Raw genomic sequence first — 15,770 nt, forward strand, 5'->3', positions numbered from 1 at the left:
CTCAGGCGCGCGGCGGCCAGCGGTCGAACAGCCGCACCGCCACCGCCTCTCCCCAGAGGTCAATGCGGGCCGGCGTCCCGGCGTGCGGCAGCTGCGCCGCCGCCTCGCGCACGTAACCCAGGGCCACGCAGCCGCCGGCCAGCGGGCTGTAGCCGGCCGACGTGATCTCCCCGGCCGGTTGTCCGCCGACCAGGATGGTCTCGCCGCCCCAGGGCCAGGCGCCGCCGTCCACCACCAGCGCCACCAGCTTCTTGCCCAGGGGCTGGCCCTGCGCCGCCAGCAGCGCCGCGCGGCCCAGGAAGTCCACCGGCTTGTCCAGCCGCACGCCGGCCATCAGCCCGGCCTGCCAGGGCGTCTCGTCGGGGCCCAGCTCGGCGCCCCAGGCGCGCCGGCCCTGCTCGATGCGCAACGCGTCCAGTGCGTAGTAGCCGGCATCCTTCAGCCCGAGGTCCTTGCCGGCCGCGTGCAGGGCCAGGTAGACATGGCGCGCCATCTCCACCGGCACGTGCAGCTCGAACCCCGGCCCGCCCACGTAGCTCATGCGGGCCGCGCGCACGCGGGCGTGGCCGAGGTCGATCTCGCGCGTCCACGAGAACTTCAGCGCCTCGGGCGACAGGTCGTCCGGGCTCACCCGGGCCAGCAACGCACGCGCCCTGGGCCCCATGACCGACAGGACGCTGGTCAGGGCCGAGACGTCGGTCAGCACGGCATGCTCGCCGGCGCCGATGTGGCGCTCGATCCAGTCGGCATCGCGGGTGGGCTGCGCGGAACCGGTGACCAGCAGGAAGCGGTCGGCGGCCTGGCGCAGCACCGTCAGGTCGCTCTCGATGCCGCCGCGCGCATTGAGCAGCGGCGTGTACACCATCCGCCCGACCGGCACGTCCATCTCGTTGGCGCACAGGCGCTGCAGCACCGCGAGCGCGTCGCGGCCCTGCAGCAGCAGCTTGCCGAACGAGGTCTGGTCGTACAGCGCGACCGCCTCGCGCGTGGCCCGCTGCTCGGCCTGCACCCAGGGCAGCCAGCCCGGCGTGCCGAGCGTGTCGGCCGGCCGTTGCGCCCCCGGTGGGCGGAAGTAGTTGGCGCGCTCCCAGCCGTTCTTGCTGCCGAACTCGGCGCCGCGCGTGGCCAGCAGGTCGTACAGCGGCGACGTGCGCAGCGGCCGCGCCGTCTGCAGTTCCTGGCGCGGCCAGCGCATCGCGTAGTGCAGGCCCAGGGTCTCGCCGGTGCGCTCGGCCAGTGCCTGGCGGTTGCCGGTGAAGGCACCGAAGCGCCGGATGTCGACCTCCCACAGGTCCATCGGCGGCTCGCCGGCCAGGATCCACTCGGCCATCAGGCGGCCGGCGCCGCCGCTGTTGGCGATGCCGGCCGAATTGAAGCCGGCGCAGACGAAGTAGCCGCGCAGCCCCGGCGCCTCGCCGAGGATGAAATTGCCGTCGGGCGTGAAGCTCTCGGGCCCGTTCAGCAGCATCTTCACTTCGGCCGTCTCCAGGCAGGGCGTGCGCTGGATGGCGTTGGTCATCAGGATCTCGAACTGGTCCCAGTCCTCGTCGAGCAGCTGGAACTGGAAGGTGGACGGGATCGGGTCGACGCGCCACGGCTTGGCCTTCGGCTCGAACCCGCCCATCAGCAGGCCGCCGACCTCCTCCTTGTAGTAGATGTAGCCGTCCGGGTCGCGCATCACCGGCAGCATGGGATGCACCCCCGGGATGCGGCCGGTGACGATGTAGAAGTGCTCGGCCGGATAGAGCGGCACGTTGACGCCGGCCAGCGCGCCGAACTGGCGGGCCCACTGGCCGGCGCAGTTGACCAGCGCCTCGCAGCGCACCTCGCCCTGCGCAGTGCGCACGCCGGTCACCCGCCCGTTCTCCACCAGCACGCCGGTCACCTCGATGTCCTCGTGCATGGCCACGCCGCGCTGGCGGGCCCCCTTGGCGAGCGACATGCACAGGTCGGCCGGGTTGGCCTTGCCGTCGCCCGGCAGCCAGATCGCGCCCTGCAGGTCGTCGGTGCGCATCACCGGGTAGAGCTCGCCCGCCTCCGCTGGCGAGATCTCGTGGCACTCGACGCCGAAGCTGCGCGCCAGCGCCAGCTGCCGGCGCAGCACCTGGAGGCGCTCGGGCGTGCGGGCGACGTTGACGCTGCCACACTGCTTCCAGCCGGTGGCCAGGCCGGTCTCCTGCTCCAGGGTGGCATACAGCTCGATGCCGTAGCGGCTCATCGCGGTCATGCTGCGATTCGGCCGCATCTGGCCCACCAGCCCCGCGGCGTGCCAGGTGGTGCCGCTGGTGAGCTTGCCCTGCTCCAGCAGCAGCACGCCGGTGCAGCCCGCCTTGGCCAGGTGGTAGGCGGTGGAGCAGCCGGCGATGCCGCCACCGACGATGACGATGCGGGCATGGGTCGGCAGGGTCATGGTGTCATCCCAGTCGCAAGGCGACGACGCCCGCCACGATCACGGCGGTGCCGGTGGCGCGGCGGATGCTGAAGGACTCGCGCAGCAGCCAGGTGCCCAGCAGGGCCGCGAACAGCACCGAGGTCTCGCGCAGCGCCGCGACCACCGCGACCGGCGCACGCGTCATGGCCCACAGCGCGATGCCGTACGAGCCCAGCGACGCGGCGGCGCCGATGGTGGCCAGCGGCGCCCGGGCGCGCGCGTACGGCCAGGCGACGGCGAAACCGCGCCGATGCAGCACCAGCAATCCGAACGGCCAGCCGTCCAGCACGAATAGCGCCGCGATGTACTGCAGCGCGCTGCCGCCCTCGCGCACCGCGGTGCGCGCACCGAGCGCATCGACCACCGTATAGATCGCAATGACCACGGCGTTGGCCAGCGCGAAGCCGACCGCCTGGGGCCGCTCCAGCGCATGGCTGGACAGGCCCAGCACCAGCACGCCGGCGCAGACGCCGAGCACCCCGGCCCAGGCCGTCGGCGACAGCTGCTCGCCCACCGTGAGCGTGGACGATAGCGCCACCAGCATCGGCCCCAGGCCGCGCATCAGCGGATAAGTCAGCCCGAGGTCGCCATGGCGGTAGGCGCCGGTGAGCGCGATGTAGTAGCCGATGTGGATGACCACCGACGCCAGGATGAACGGCCAGGCGGCCGCCGGCGGCAGGCCTGCCAGCAGCAGCAGCGGCAGGCCGAGCAGGGAGCCGATGACGTGGATGACCGCCGTGTCCAGCGCCTTGTCGGTGCTGGACTTCACCAGTGCGTTCCAGCCCGCGTGCAGCAGCGCGCCCAGGAGCACCGCCGCCGCCACGGGCCAGGTGAGGGTCATGCCGCGCGCAGCGCGCAGCGCCGGGCCCGCTCGAGGAAGTGCGCCAGCGGCGGCGTGGCCGCTCCCGCGACCTTGGCCAGGTCGTCCCACTCGCGCAAGCGCACCGCGTCGGCAGCGCCGGGCCGGGCGATGAAGGCGTCGGCCTGGACCGGGGTGAACACGCCGCCCTGCAGCCGCAGCGAGCGCTTCGAGTCCTCCGACAGCGCCTCCTGGTAGCCGGGCCGCACGGCGCAGAGATAGCGCTTGGCGTCGACATGGCCGCCGATGGCTCCCAGCACCTGGTCCGGGAACAGCCCGCGCAGGAACGGGAGGGCCAGGTGCTGGTGCACGTCGTCGATGCCGCGCAGGGTGGGCGTAGCACCCAGGTCGTGCACCAGGTGGCCCAGGTCGTGCAGCAGGCAGGCGGTCACGAGGCCGTCGCCGGCACCGGCCTGTTCGGCCCTGTGCGCCGTCTGCAGCGCGTGTTCGAGCTGGGTGACCGGCTCGCCGCTGTACTGCTCGCCGCCGCGGCGGTCGAACAGGACCCCGATGTCGTCCAGCGTCAGGGCCATGGCAGCGAGTAGGTCTTGAGGTTGGTGAAGCTCTTCATCGCTTCCTGCACCCCCTCCTTGTAGCCCAGCCCGGAATCCTTGATGCCGCCGAACGGCGTGAGCTCCAGCCGGTAGCCGGGCACCTCGCGCACGTTGACGGTGCCGACGTGCAGTTCGTCGACGAACCGCGTGATGTAGTCCAGCCGGTTGGTGCACACGGCGCTGGACAGGCCGTAGGCCGTCCCGTCGGCGATGCGGATCGCGTCGTCGATGTCGCGGAAACGGATGATGGGCGACACCGGCCCGAAGGTCTCCTCGCGCACAACGGTCATCCCGGGCTGGACGTTGTCGAGCACGGTGGGCGAGTAGAACGCGCCGCGCCGCTGGTTACCCACCAGCAGCCGCGCGCCTTGGCCGACCGCCTCGTGCACGCGCGCCTCGAACAGGCTGGCGGCCGCCTCGTCGATCACCGTGCCCATGTCGTTGCCCGGATCGAGCGGATCGCCGTGCTTCCAGGCCCGGGTCTTGTCGACCACCAGCTCAGTGAAGCGGCCCGCCACCGCCTCGTGCACCAGCAGGCGCTTGATGGCGGTGCAGCGCTGGCCCGAGTTCTTGTAGGAACCCTGCACCGCCAGCGTGGAGGCCTCGTCGAGGTCGGCATCCTCCATCACGATGATGGGATCGTTGCCGCCGAGCTCGAGCACGATGCGGCGGTAGCCGGCCTTGGCGGCGATGGCCTTGCCGATGGCGACGCCGCCGGTGAACGTCACCAGGTCGACGCGCGGGTTGGTGATCAGCTCGTCGGCGATCTCGCGCGGGTCGCCCGTCACCACGCTCAGCATCTCCGGCGGCAGGCCGGCCTGGTAGAGGATGTCGGCGAACAGGATGGCCGAGAACGGCACCTTCTCCGACGGCTTGAGCACCATGCGGTTGTTGGTGGCGACGCTGGGCACGACCTTGTGCGCCACCTGGTTCATCGGATGGTTGAACGGCGTGATGGCGCTGATCACGCCCAGCAGCGGCGCGCGCTGGGTGTACACCCGGCGCTTCTTGCCGTGCGGCGTGAGGTCGCAGCTGAAGATCTGGCCGTCGTCGCGCAGCACCTCGTTGGCGCCGAACAGCAGCACGTCGCTGACGCGCCCGGCCTCGTAGACCGAATCCTTGCGGCACAGCCCCGATTCGGCGGTGATCAGGCCGGCCACCTCGTCCAGCCGCTCGCGGATGAGGGCGGCCGCCTTCTGCAGGATGGCGGCGCGCTCGGACCGCGTGAGCCGGGGCCGGAAGGCGTGTGCGGTCTCGAAGGCCTGGCGCACCTCCTCGAGGGTCGCCTTGGGCACGCTGCCCAGGCGCTCGCCGGTCGCGGGGTTGAAGACGGCGATCGCGCGCTCACCCTCGCGCCCGGCACCGACCTGGCGGCCGGCGATGCGCATGCGGTCCAGGGCCTGCTCGCGGATGAACTCGGCCATCGATGCGGACGTGGCAGCCATCGGCACCTCACTGCAGGTGGTTGAGCACCAGATCGAAGGCGTCGAAGTTGCGCCAGCGGCGGTTGGGATCGACGTTCGCCAGCTTGCGGTTGACCACCAGCGGCACGCGCTGCTCGCTGATGCCGCCGTGCGATCGCAGCGGTGCGTCCAGGCCCGACAGGTCGTGCCGCGCGACCGATGTCCCGATCACGGTGAAGCGTTCCGACACGCAGACGATGTCGCCGATGCGGTCGGCCGGCAGCTCGAAGCGGTCGGCCGCGGCGCCCCGCTCCAGCACCAGCTCCATGCCGCGCAGGCCGCGCAGCTGGGCGACGATGGGCGCGGCCGGCTGGTCGGGCGGCAGGTACACGGTGGCGAACGAGCCAAGGGCGCCGTGGTGCACCACGTAGGGATCCGTGATCGGCAGGATGACGCGGACGCGGCCGGTGCCGATGGCGCGGTCGCACCAGTCCTGCAGGTAGATGACGTCGGGCCGCCCGTCCAGGCCGACCTTGGCGTTCATGCCGTGGTCGGCCGTCAGCGCGATGACGCAGCCCATCGCATCGAGCTCGCCCAGGTAGCGGTCCATCATGGCGTTGAAGGCGTTGGCGCCCGGTGTGCCGGGGGCGTGCTTGTGCTGCACGTAGTCGGTGGTCGAGAGGTACATCACGTCCGGGCGCCGGGTGCGCATCAGCTGCACGCCGGCGGCGAAGACGAACTCCGACAGTTCCGCGCTGTAGACGTCGGGCACCGCCATGCCCACCAGGGCCGGCACGTCCTCGATGCCGTTCTCGGCCAGCGTCGCCTGGTCGGCCTTCTCGGAGGAAAAGCAGATGCCCTTCATGCCGTGCCCCAGCAGCCGGCGCAGCTTGTCCTTGGCCGTGACCACCGCCACCGAATGCCCGGCATCGGCCAGGGCCGCCAGCAGGGTCGGCGCGCGCAGCCACTTGGGGTCGTTCATCATGACCTCGGTGCCGCTGGCGGTGTCGAACAGGTAGTTGCCGCAGATACCGTGCACGCTGGGCGGCGCGCCGGTCACGATGGACAGGTTGTTCGGGTTGGTGAAGGACGGCACGACGCAATCGGCCACCAGCCCGGTGCCCTCGGCCAGCGCGCTCTGCAGCCAGGGCATCCGGCCGGCGGCGACCGCCTGGGCCAGGTAGTCGGGCTCGCAGCCGTCGACGCAGACCACCACCGTGGGCTGGCGCGGCGGCTGGTAGGTGCGCTGGTTGACGGTCAGCATGTGGCTCCTTTCACGCGGTGTCCCGCGCCTGGCTGCGGGACTGGCGCCGCAGGTCGTTCTCGATGGTGCGCTGCTTGCTGTCCATGACGTGCTGGAACAGGGCCTTGCCCGCGGCGTCGGGGTCGCCCGAGGCGATGGCCTTGACGATCTGGCGGTGCTCGCCGGCCGACACCGGCAGCAGCCAGTTGTCGGCCAGGTTGAGCCGCCGGAACAGCGACAGCTCCTTGATCAGCTTGCGGTAGATGGCGGTGAGCTTGCGGTTGCCGGCCATCTCCACCAGCCGGTCGTGGAACCCCAGGTTGAGCAGGTGGTAGCCGTAGGCGTCCTCCGCTTTCACGGCCTTCTCCATCTGCTCGACCAGGCCGCGGATTTCCTTCAGCTGGGCCGGGGTGATGTTTGCGGCAAGCTGGCGGCCCACCAGTTCGTCCATGGCCGCGCGCAGGTCGAAGATCTCCACCGCCTCGTCGATCGGGATGTCGCGCACGAACACGCCGCGGTTCTTCTCCGTGCGCACCAGCCCGGCTTCCTCCAGCATGCGGAACGCCTCGCGCACCGGCCCGCGCGAGACGCCCATCTTCTGCGCCAGCGCCGCCTCGATCAGCTTGGTGCCGGGGGCGTATTCGCCGACCAGGATGGCGCGCTCGACCTCCTGCTGCACCACGCTGGCCAATGAACTGGTCTGCAGCAGCGCGATGGTGGGATGGAGCGCGGAAGCCATGCGGCGATTAAAGCAGCATCGCCCGGATTGTCAACAATCTGCAAAAAACAATTGACAAGCTCTGGGGTGCGTCGTTCAATGGACCGCAAGAGAAGCGCGAGGGGGAAAGGCACGTTTCGTGCAACGCGCGGTCACCGGTTCGTCGTTCATTCCACGTCCCGTCAGCATCAAGGAGCTGCCATGCCCGTGTCCCGCCTCTTCACCTGCCTTGCCGCGTGCGGCCTGCTCGCCTTCGCCGGCGCGGCGTCGGCGCAAAAGACCACCCTCCTGGTCTACACCGCCCTCGAGACCGACCAGCTCAAGGCCTACCAGGAGGGCTTCAACAAGGCCGTGCCCGACATCGAGCTCAAGTGGGTGCGCGACTCCACCGGCGTCATCACCGCCAAGCTGCTGGCCGAGAAGGCCAACCCGCAAGCCGACGTCGTGATGGGCGTCGCCGCCACCAGCCTGGCGCTGCTGGACAAGCAGGGCATGCTGGAGCCGTACGCGCCGCTCAACCTCGATGCCATCATGAGCCAGTACCGTGACAAGAAGTCGGTGCCGGCCTGGTGGGGCATGGACGTATGGGGCGCCACGGTGTGCTTCAACACGACGGAGGCGCAGAAGAAGGGCGTGCCCAAGCCCGAGACCTGGAAGGACCTCACCAAGCCGGTCTACAAGGGCCAGATCGTCATGCCCAACCCGGCCTCCTCGGGCACCGGCTTCTTCGACGTCACCGCCTGGCTCACGCTCTGGGGCGACGACGGCGGCAAGGGCGGCGGCTGGAAGTACATGGACGCGCTGCACGAGAACATCGGCCAGTACACGCATTCCGGCTCCAAGCCCTGCAACATGGCGGCCGCCGGCGAGTACCTGATGGGCATCTCGTTCGAATACCGCGGCAACACCAACAAGGCCAAGGGCGCGCCCATCGACCTGGTGTTCCCCAAGGAAGGCCTGGGCTGGGACCTGGAAGCCTTCGGCATCCACAAGGGCACCAAGAAGCTGGCGGCGGCCAAGAAGCTGGCCGACTGGGCGTCGAGCAAGGACGCGATGCTGCTGTACGGCAAGAACTTCGCCATCACCGCGCAGCCCGGCGTCGCCGCGCCACTGCCCAACGTGCCCAAGGACTACGAGGCACGGCTGGTGAAGATGGACTTCGGCTGGGCCGCCGAGAACCGCGAGCGCATCCTGGCCGAGTGGACCAAGCGCTACGACGGCAAGACCGAAAAGAAGTAATCGAGCACCGATGACCCCGGAGGACCCGAGCTACCTCGAGCTGCGCCACGTCCGCAAGACCTTCGGCGGCTTCACGGCGCTGCACGACATCAACCTGGGCATCGCCCGCGGGGAATTCGTCTGCTTCCTCGGGCCCTCCGGCTGCGGCAAGACCACGCTGCTGCGCATCATCGCCGGGCTGGACGTGCAGAGCGCCGGCGAGGTGCGCCAGGACGGGCGCGACATCTCGCGGTTGCCGCCCGCCGAGCGCGACTACGGCATCGTGTTCCAGAGCTACGCGCTGTTTCCCAACCTCACCGTGGCCGACAACGTCGCCTACGGCCTGGTCAACCGGCGCACCCCCAAGGCGCAGGTCGGCGCGCGGGTGGCCGAACTGCTCAAGCTGGTGGGCCTGCCGGGCAGCCAGGCCAAGTACCCGGCCCAGCTCTCGGGCGGCCAGCAGCAGCGCATCGCGCTGGCCCGGGCGCTGGCCACTTCGCCCGGCCTGCTGCTGCTGGACGAGCCGCTGTCCGCCCTCGACGCGCTGGAGCGGGTGCGCCTGCGCCACGAGATCCGCGCGCTGCAGCAGAAGGTGGGCGTGACCACCGTCATGGTCACGCACGACCAGGAGGAGGCGCTGTCGGTGGCCGACCGCATCGTGGTCATGAACCAGGGCGCGATCGAGCAGGTCGGCACGCCGCTGCAGGTGTACCGCGAACCGGCCTCGCCCTTCGTGGCCGATTTCGTCGGCAAGGTCAACGTGCTGCCGGCCCGCGTCAGCGGCGGCGAACTGCGCCTGGGCACGCTGCGCATTCCCTGCGACGGCCCCGAGCGCGAGGCGCGCGTCTACCTGCGCCCCGAGGACGTGCTGGCGCGTCCCATTGCCGAGGGCGACCCGCACGTGTTCGACGCCAGCATCGAGAAGATCGAGTTCCTCGGCTCGTTCTGCCACGTCCACGTGGCGTCGCCGGCCATCGACCCGGCCCGGCTCACGGTCTACCTGTCGCTCAACTACCTGTCGGAGCAGTCGCTGGCGGTCGGCTCGCCGTTGCGGCTGAAGCTGCTGCCCGAACGGATCAAGGTGTTCTGAGATGTCGGCGGTGCTCGCGCCCACCACGTCGCCGTTGCCAGTGCGGCAGGGCGCCCACTGGAGCGATCGGGTGGCGCACGCCGCGCTGGCCGTGGTGGCCATCGCCCTGGTCGTCTTCCTGGCGCTGCCACTGGGGGCGATCCTGCTGCACGCCGTGCAGGGGCCCGGCGGCGAATTCGCCGGGCTGCGCAACTTCCTCGACTACGCCCGCAACCCGGCACTGCTGTCCAGCCTGTGGAACAGCTTCTGGGTCTCCACGGTGGTCACCGCCATCGCGGTGCCGCTGGCCTTCGGCTTCGCCTACGCACTCACCCGCTCCTGCATGCCCTGCAAGGCGCTGTTCCGCGGCATCACTCTGGTGCCGCTGCTGGCGCCCTCGCTGCTGTCCGCCATCTCGCTGATCTACTGGTTCGGCAACCAGGGCGTGCTCAAGGCCTGGATGCAGCGGCTGGGCATCGAGCAGATCTACGGCGCGCCGGGCATCGTGCTGGGCGAATGCTTCGCGGTGTTCCCGCACGCGCTGATGATCCTGGTGTCGGCGCTCTCGCTGGCCGACGCCCGCCTGTACGAGGCGGCCGATGCCCTGGGCACCAGCCGCGCCCGCAAGTTCTTCACCATCACGCTGCCCGGCGCCAAGTACGGGCTCATCTCGGCGGCGCTGGTCACCTTCACGCTGGTGGTCACCGACTTCGGCATCCCCAAGGTGATCGGCGGCAACTTCAACGTGCTGGCCACCGACGTGTTCAAGCTGGTCATCGGCCAGCAGGATTTCGCCAAGGGGGCGGTGGTGGCCATCCTGCTGCTCGCCCCGGCCGTGCTCACCTTCGGCGTCGACCAGTACGTGAGCCGGCGCCAGACCGCCATGCTGACGGCGCGCGCCGTGCCCTACGCGCCCAAGGCGGCGCGCGGCTTCGATGCCGGGATGACGGCCTACTGCTGCGTCGTCGCCTTCCTCATGCTGGCCATGCTGGGAATGGCGGTGTTCGCCTCGTTCGCCAGCTTCTGGCCCTACAACCTCACGCCCAGCCTGCGGCACTACGTGCTGGGCCTGGTCGACGCCGAGGTCGGCACCGCCTTCCTCAACAGCCTGGCGATGGCGGCCGGCACCGCCGTCTTCGGCGCCGTCGTGGTGTTCTGCGGCGCCTACCTGCTGGAAAAGAGCCCCGGCGGCCGCGAGCCCGGCGCCGGGCCGGTGCGGGTGCTGCGCGGCCTGGTCTCGGCCCTGGCCATGCTGCCGATGGCGGTGCCCGGCCTGGTGCTGGGCCTGGGCTACATCTTCTTCTACAACGCCCCCGGCAACCCGCTGGGCGGGCTGTACCAGACGCTCACGCTGCTGACGCTGTGCACGGTGGTCCACTTCTACACCACCGGCCACCTGACGGCCGTCACCTCGCTCAAGTCGCTCGACAGCGAATTCGAGGCGGTCAGCGCCTCGCTGAAGGTGCCGTTCTTCAAGACCTTCTGGCGCGTCACCGTCCCGATCTGCCTGCCCACGCTGGTGGACATCGCCCGCTACTTCTTCATCAACGCCATGACCACCATCTCCGCCGTGGTGTTCCTGTACTCGCCCGAGACCAAGGTCGCGTCGATCGCGATCCTGAACCTCGACGAGGCGGGCGAGATGGGCGCGGCCGCTGCCATGGCTGTGCTCATCGCCGCGGCCTCCACGGCGGCGATGCTGCTGTTCATGGCCATCGCCTGGTGGATCCAGCGCCGCACACAGGCCTGGCGAACCGTGACACGATAAGCATCGGAAGGACCCATGGACCGCGACCGTATCCTCCTGACCCCCGGCCCGCTCACGACCACGCTGCGCACCAAGCTCGCCATGCTGCGCGACTGGGGATCGTGGGACGCCGACTTCAACGCGGTCACGGCGCGGGTGCGGGCCAGCCTGCTGAAGATCGTGCATGGCGAGCAGAGCCACGTCGTGGTGCCCCTGCAGGGCAGCGGCACCTTCAGCGTCGAGGCCGCGGTGGCCACCGTGGTCCCGCGCGACGGCCACGTGCTGGTGCTGGACAACGGCGCCTATTGCAAGCGCGCCGCCCGCCTCACCAGCCTGATGGGGCGGCGCTGCACGGTGCTGCCGTTCGACGAATCCGCGCCGGTGTCGGCGGCGGCGGTCGAGCGCCAGCTGGCGCAGGACGCCAGCATCACCCACGTGGTGCTGGTGCACTGCGAGACCGGCGCGGGCGTGCTCAACCCGCTGCCGGAAGTCGCCCTCGCCTGCGAGCGCCGCGGCAAGGGCCTGATCGTCGACGCGATGAGCTCGTTCGGCGCGCTGCCCATCGACGCCCGCGAGGTGCGCTTCGATGCGCTCGTGGCCGCCAGCGGCAAGTGCCTGGAGGGCGTGCCCGGCATGGGGTTCGTGTTCCTGCGCAAGGCCATCCTCGAGGGCTGCGCCGGCAACAGCCAGTCTCTGGCGATGGACCTGCACGACCAGCACGTGTACATGGAGAAGACCGGCCAGTGGCGCTTCACGCCGCCGACCCACGTCGTCGTCGCGCTGGCCGAGGCGATCGCGCAGTTCGAGGCCGAGGGCGGCCAGCCGGCCCGGCTGGCGCGCTACACCGACAACTACCGCACGCTGGTCGACGGCATGGGCCGGCTGGGCTTCATGCCGTTCCTCGACCCCGCGGTGCAGGCGCCCATCATCGTCACCTTCCATGCGCCGGGCGACCCGCGCTACGCCTTCCGCAGCTTCTACGAGGCGGCCAAGGCGCACGGCTTCATCCTCTATCCGGGCAAGCTGACCCAGATCGAAACCTTCCGCGTCGGCTGCATCGGCGCCATCGGGCGCAACGAGATGCAGCAGGCCGTGCACGCCGTCGAGCTCGCCCTGCAGGAGCTCGGCATCGCCTCGGGCGAACCCGCCATCTGACCTTCACCCCGCCATGGCCAGCAGCACACCCCACCCCGCCCTCGCCGCCCTCAAGAAGGACGGCGCCACCAAGGTGAAGGTCGCCGTCAGCGACATCGACGGCGTGCTGCGCGGCAAGTACCTGCACATCGACAAGTTCGAGGGCGCCGCCGACGGCGGCTTCGGCTTCTGCGACGTGGTGTTCGGCTGGGACATGCTGGACACCTGCTACGACAACACCTCCGTCACCGGCTGGCAGCACGGTTACCCCGACGCGCTGGCCCGCATCGACCTCGGCACGGCGCGGCACGTGCCCTGGGACGGCAACGTGCCCTTCTTCCTCGGCGAGTTCGTCAGCGCCGACGGCGCGCCGCACCCGGTGTGCCCGCGCCAGACGCTCAAGCGGGTGCTGGCCCGGGCCGACAAGCTCGGGTTCGCGCCCATGACGGGCATGGAGTTCGAGTGGTTCAACTTCCGCGAGACGCCGCAGACCTGGGCCGCCAAGCGCGGGCAGCCGCCCGATCCCATCACGCCCGGCATGTTCGGCTACTCGCTGCTGCGCATGGCCGACAACCCCGGGTTCTTCAACGCGCTGATGGACGAGATGCTCGCCTTCAACGTGCCGATCGAGGGGCTGCACACCGAGACCGGCCCGGGCGTGATGGAAGTGGCGCTGGGCTTTTCCACCGCGCTGGAGCAGGCCGACCGCGCCATCCTGTTCAAGACCGGGGCGCGCGAGATCGGCAAGCGCTTCGGCATCATGCCCAGCTTCATGGCCAAGTGGAGCCAGCAGTACCCGGGCTGCAGCGGCCACATCCACCAGAGCCTGTCGGATGGCAAGACCAACCTGTTCTTCGGCGCCGACAACCCGCGCAGGATGAGCCCGCTGTTCGAAAGCTACCTGGCCGGCCAGGTGGCCTGCCTGATGGAGTTCGCGCCGCTGTTCTGGCCCACCATCAACAGCTACAAGCGGCTGGTCGACGGCTTCTGGGCGCCGGTCAAGCCGAGCTGGGGCATCGACAACCGCACCGCCAGCTTCCGCGTCATCGCCGGCTCGCCCAAAGCCACCCGGCTGGAGACGCGCTGCCCCGGCGCCGACGTCAACCCCTACCTGGCCATGGCCGCGGTCATCGCGGCCGGCCTGCATGGCGTCGAACAGGGCCTGAAGCTCACCGCGCCGCCGATCACCGGCACCAACCAAGGCGCCGAGGACATCCCGCGCGCGCCGCGCAGCCTGATCGAGACCACGCGGGTGTTCCGCAACTCGGCCATCGCGCGCGACTGGCTCGGCGACACCTTCGTCGACCACTTCGCCGCCACCCGCGAATGGGAATGGCGCCAGTGGCAGGACGGCGTCACCGACTGGGAGCTCAGGCGCTACTTCGAGATCATCTGACGGCCGGCCGCCGGCGCGTCCCCAACACCCGCATCGCCATGAGCCTGTCGAGCTTCTCCTTCCCCACCCCCATCGTCTTCGGCGCCGGTGCGCGCAAGGAGGTCGGCGCGCACCTGCACGAGAGTGGCCTGCGACGGCCGCTCCTCGTCACCGACCGCGCGCTGGCGGCGCTGCCCGTGCTAGCCGAGTTCCGCACCCACCTGCAGGGGCTGGAGGTGGCGGTGTACGGCGGCGTGTTCGGCAACCCGACGGCCAGCCAGGTGATGGCCGGCGCGGCCGCGTTCCGGGCCCACGGCGCCGACTGCGTGATCGGCTTCGGCGGCGGCGCCGCGCTCGATGTCGCCAAGGTGGTCGGTGTCGCGGCCACCCACCCCGGCGACATCATCGAATACGCCTGGGACCATCCCCAGGTGCGGGCGATCGAGAACGAGTTGCCGTACTTCGTCGCCCTGCCCACGACGTCCGGCACCGGCTCCGAGGTCGGCCGGTCGTCGGTGGTGAGCGAGGACGACACCCACCTCAAGCGGGTCGTGTTCAGCCCCCGGATCCTGGCCAGGAAGGTCTTCGCCGACCCGGAACTGACGCTGGCCCTGCCGGCGCACGTCACCGCCGCGACCGGCATGGACGCGCTGACGCACAACATCGAGAGCTACCTGTCGCCGGCCTGGCATCCGCTGTGCGACGGCATCGCGCTGGAGGGCACCCGCATCGCGGCGCGCTCGCTCGTCACCGCGGTGCGCGAGCCGGGCAACATCGCGGCCCGCAGCGACATGATGATGGCGTCGATGATGGGCGCCATCGCGTTCCAGAAGGACCTGGGCGCGGTGCATTCGTGCGCCCACGCGCTCGGCGCCGTGTGCGACCTGCACCACGGCCTGGCCAACGCCCTGATGATCGAGCCCGTGCTGGCATGGAACATCGAGGCCGCGCCGGACAAGTTCGAGGAACTGGCGCACGTCTGCCGCTCGGGCGGCGGCGGCCCCGGCCTGGTGCGCTGGCTCGGCCACCTCAAGCAGCAGATCGGCATCACCGGAACGCTCGCCGCGCACGGCGTCAAGCGCGAGCAGATCCCGCGCCTGGTGGACATCGCGGTGAAGGACATCTGCCACCAGACCAATCCACGGCCGGTGACGGCGCAGGACTTCCAGCGCCTGTTCGAGCATGCCATGTGAGAGGCGGCGGGACATGGATCGGCCGAAGATCGGCATCAGCGCCTGCCTGTTCCACCCGGACCCGCAGCGCAAGGCCGCCCCGTCCAAGACCCTGCAGTGGATCGAGCAGTCCACCGCGCACTGGGTGATGGCCGGCGGCGCGCTGCCGGTCATGGTGCCGGCGCCCTACGGCGACACCGCGCGCGGCGACATCACCGTGCACGACTACGCCAACTGGCTCGACGGCCTGGTGCTGCACGGTGGCGCCGACGTCTGGCCGGGCAGCTACGGCGAGCAGCCGCTGCGGCCCGAGTGGGCCGGCGACCGCCTGCGCGACGCCTACGAGATCGCCCTGGTGCAGGCGTTCGAGCAAGCCGGCAAGCCGGTGTTCGGCATCTGCCGCGGCCTGCAGCTGATCAACGTCGCGCACGGCGGCACCCTGTTCCAGGACATCGCCACCCAGAACCCCGGTGCCCGCGTGCACCGCGACGCCCAGGCCTACGACCTGAATTTCCACGAGGTCGACATCGTGCCCGGCACCCGGCTGGCGCAGTTGCTGGGCGAGGCCCGCCACAAGATCAACAGCGTGCACCACCAGGGCATCAAGGATTTGGCGCCCGGCTTCGTCGTCGAGGCCACCTCGCCCGACGACGGCGTCATCGAGGCCATCCGCCACACCGGCGGCGCCTGGGTGTCGGCGGTGCAGTGGCACCCCGAGTTCCACTTCCCGCGCCTGGGCGTGGTCGACGACACCCCGCTCCTGCACGACTTCCTGGCGGCCGCCCGCGCGGCCCGCACCGCATGAGCCCCCGCTCGTTCCACCGCTGCGCGTAGCGCGAAGGTTCCC

Annotated in this window: 13 protein-coding genes; 7 read left to right on the forward strand and 6 right to left on the reverse strand. The window is 70.5% G+C overall.

All coding sequences use genetic code 11. From position 1 onward, the window contains the following. Position 1: 1 nt before the first annotated feature. Genes GON04_RS23455 through GON04_RS23480 form a run of 6 tightly spaced genes read right to left on the reverse strand, consistent with a single transcriptional unit; the run spans position 2 to position 7,229 of the window. On the reverse strand, positions 2-2,410 hold the full coding sequence (locus GON04_RS23455) for a GcvT family protein (RefSeq protein ID WP_157400382.1): 2,409 nt from the start codon (positions 2,408-2,410) through the stop codon (positions 2-4). 4 nt (positions 2,411-2,414) lie between these two features. Next, positions 2,415-3,272, reverse strand: a complete 858-nt coding sequence (locus tag GON04_RS23460; protein WP_157400383.1) for an EamA family transporter — start codon at positions 3,270-3,272, stop codon at positions 2,415-2,417. Next, on the reverse strand, positions 3,269-3,823 hold the full coding sequence (locus GON04_RS23465; protein ID WP_157400384.1) for a phosphonate degradation HD-domain oxygenase: 555 nt from the start codon (positions 3,821-3,823) through the stop codon (positions 3,269-3,271). Before GON04_RS23465 ends, GON04_RS23460 begins: the two co-directional genes overlap by 4 nt. Then, positions 3,814-5,289, reverse strand: a complete 1,476-nt coding sequence (gene phnY / locus GON04_RS23470; protein ID WP_370530022.1) for a phosphonoacetaldehyde dehydrogenase — start codon at positions 5,287-5,289, stop codon at positions 3,814-3,816. Before phnY ends, GON04_RS23465 begins: the two co-directional genes overlap by 10 nt. Before the next feature lie 7 nt (positions 5,290-5,296). Continuing rightward, positions 5,297-6,511 (reverse strand): phosphonoacetate hydrolase, encoded by a 1,215-nt coding sequence (phnA, locus tag GON04_RS23475; RefSeq protein WP_157400385.1) that lies wholly within the window; start codon positions 6,509-6,511, stop codon positions 5,297-5,299. A gap of 10 nt (positions 6,512-6,521) precedes the next feature. Further along, positions 6,522-7,229, reverse strand: a complete 708-nt coding sequence (locus tag GON04_RS23480; protein WP_157400386.1) for a phosphonate utilization associated transcriptional regulator — start codon at positions 7,227-7,229, stop codon at positions 6,522-6,524. A 180-nt stretch (positions 7,230-7,409) separates the two neighbouring features. On the opposite strand from GON04_RS23480, the gene GON04_RS23485 reads away from it, so the two are divergent. The 7 genes from GON04_RS23485 to GON04_RS23515 are packed head-to-tail and all read left to right on the forward strand — an operon-like array spanning position 7,410 to position 15,728. Then, positions 7,410-8,447, forward strand: a complete 1,038-nt coding sequence (locus GON04_RS23485) for a putative 2-aminoethylphosphonate ABC transporter substrate-binding protein (RefSeq protein WP_157400387.1) — start codon at positions 7,410-7,412, stop codon at positions 8,445-8,447. Positions 8,448-8,457: 10 nt separating this feature from the next. Further along, entirely contained in the window at positions 8,458-9,516 is a 1,059-nt protein-coding gene (locus GON04_RS23490; protein ID WP_157400388.1) for a putative 2-aminoethylphosphonate ABC transporter ATP-binding protein, read from the forward strand. Between the two features lies 1 nt (position 9,517). Next, positions 9,518-11,263 carry a putative 2-aminoethylphosphonate ABC transporter permease subunit gene (locus GON04_RS23495; protein WP_157400389.1) on the forward strand — a complete coding sequence of 582 codons (1,746 nt, stop codon included), beginning with the start codon at positions 9,518-9,520 and terminating at the stop codon, positions 11,261-11,263. 15 nt (positions 11,264-11,278) lie between these two features. After that, the gene (locus GON04_RS23500) at positions 11,279-12,397 is read left to right on the forward strand and encodes a 2-aminoethylphosphonate--pyruvate transaminase (protein WP_157400390.1); all 1,119 of its coding nucleotides are present in this window, start codon (positions 11,279-11,281) and stop codon (positions 12,395-12,397) included. Positions 12,398-12,410: 13 nt separating this feature from the next. Continuing rightward, on the forward strand, positions 12,411-13,772 hold the full coding sequence (locus GON04_RS23505) for a glutamine synthetase family protein (protein WP_157400391.1): 1,362 nt from the start codon (positions 12,411-12,413) through the stop codon (positions 13,770-13,772). Positions 13,773-13,810: 38 nt separating this feature from the next. Then, positions 13,811-14,944, forward strand: a complete 1,134-nt coding sequence (locus GON04_RS23510) for an iron-containing alcohol dehydrogenase (RefSeq protein ID WP_157400392.1) — start codon at positions 13,811-13,813, stop codon at positions 14,942-14,944. Positions 14,945-14,957: 13 nt separating this feature from the next. Continuing rightward, on the forward strand, positions 14,958-15,728 hold the full coding sequence (locus GON04_RS23515) for a gamma-glutamyl-gamma-aminobutyrate hydrolase family protein (protein ID WP_157400393.1): 771 nt from the start codon (positions 14,958-14,960) through the stop codon (positions 15,726-15,728). The last annotated feature ends 42 nt before the right edge of the window (positions 15,729-15,770 follow it).

The organism is Ramlibacter pinisoli (assembly GCF_009758015.1).
In the GTDB taxonomy this organism is placed as follows: Bacteria; Pseudomonadota; Gammaproteobacteria; order Burkholderiales; family Burkholderiaceae_C; genus Ramlibacter; species Ramlibacter pinisoli.

Bases quoted from the DNA above. Each gene is read 5' to 3' on its own strand.
- GON04_RS23455 (WP_157400382.1), bottom strand. From the start codon at position 2,410: ATGACCCTGCCGACCCATGCCCGCATCGTCATCGTCGGTGGCGGCATC.
- GON04_RS23460 (WP_157400383.1), bottom strand. From the start codon at position 3,272: ATGACCCTCACCTGGCCCGTGGCGGCGGCGGTGCTCCTGGGCGCGCTG.
- GON04_RS23465 (WP_157400384.1), bottom strand. From the start codon at position 3,823: ATGGCCCTGACGCTGGACGACATCGGGGTCCTGTTCGACCGCCGCGGC.
- phnY (WP_370530022.1), bottom strand. From the start codon at position 5,289: ATGGCTGCCACGTCCGCATCGATGGCCGAGTTCATCCGCGAGCAGGCC.
- phnA (WP_157400385.1), bottom strand. From the start codon at position 6,511: ATGCTGACCGTCAACCAGCGCACCTACCAGCCGCCGCGCCAGCCCACG.
- GON04_RS23480 (WP_157400386.1), bottom strand. From the start codon at position 7,229: ATGGCTTCCGCGCTCCATCCCACCATCGCGCTGCTGCAGACCAGTTCA.
- GON04_RS23485 (WP_157400387.1), top strand. From the start codon at position 7,410: ATGCCCGTGTCCCGCCTCTTCACCTGCCTTGCCGCGTGCGGCCTGCTC.
- GON04_RS23490 (WP_157400388.1), top strand. From the start codon at position 8,458: ATGACCCCGGAGGACCCGAGCTACCTCGAGCTGCGCCACGTCCGCAAG.
- GON04_RS23495 (WP_157400389.1), top strand. From the start codon at position 9,518: ATGTCGGCGGTGCTCGCGCCCACCACGTCGCCGTTGCCAGTGCGGCAG.
- GON04_RS23500 (WP_157400390.1), top strand. From the start codon at position 11,279: ATGGACCGCGACCGTATCCTCCTGACCCCCGGCCCGCTCACGACCACG.
- GON04_RS23505 (WP_157400391.1), top strand. From the start codon at position 12,411: ATGGCCAGCAGCACACCCCACCCCGCCCTCGCCGCCCTCAAGAAGGAC.
- GON04_RS23510 (WP_157400392.1), top strand. From the start codon at position 13,811: ATGAGCCTGTCGAGCTTCTCCTTCCCCACCCCCATCGTCTTCGGCGCC.
- GON04_RS23515 (WP_157400393.1), top strand. From the start codon at position 14,958: ATGGATCGGCCGAAGATCGGCATCAGCGCCTGCCTGTTCCACCCGGAC.